At 67.9% G+C, this 455-nt stretch carries 1 protein-coding gene (running past one end of the window); it reads right to left on the bottom strand.

Annotated features, from left to right (window positions below; all coding sequences use genetic code 11):
* On the bottom strand, nt 1–455 hold part of the coding region annotated (gene hemH, locus ACQY6C_RS14830) for a ferrochelatase (RefSeq protein WP_427970059.1) (this coding region is incomplete at its 3' end). 216 nt of the annotated region lie beyond the right edge of the window; 455 of 671 annotated nt are visible.

Raw genomic sequence — 455 nt, 5'->3', positions numbered from 1 at the left:
AGCGCCCGGGCGCGCAGTGCCGACAACTCGAGTTCGCCCGGCGTGGGCCGGGGCTCGTCCAGCCAATTGCCGAGGTGGGTGATGACCAGATCGCGCAGTGCCGCGATCCAGTCGTCGCGTTCGTTCAGACACGGAATCAGGGCATATTCGCGCCCGCCGTTGGCGAGGAAGGCGTCGCGGCATTCGATGCCGATCTCCTCGATGGTCTCGAGGCAGTCGGCGACGAAACCCGGGCAGATCACGTCCACCTTGCGCACACCGTCGCGCGCCATCTGCTCCAGCGTCGGCTGGGTGTAGGGCTGCAGCCATTCGGCCTTGCCGAAGCGCGACTGGAAGGTCACCGCGATCCGTTCCGGCGCCAGCTCGAGCGCTTCGGCCAGCAGCCGTGCCGTCTTGCGGCACTCGCAGTGGTAGGGGTCGCCCTTGTCGAGCGTGAAGCGCGGCACGCCGTGAAA

It is taken from the genome of Altererythrobacter sp. (assembly GCF_050299635.1).
In the GTDB taxonomy this organism is placed as follows: domain Bacteria; phylum Pseudomonadota; class Alphaproteobacteria; order Sphingomonadales; family Sphingomonadaceae; genus Erythrobacter.
Note: the sequence above shows the minus strand (reverse complement) of the source record. Positions and strands in the feature narration are given on the sequence as shown.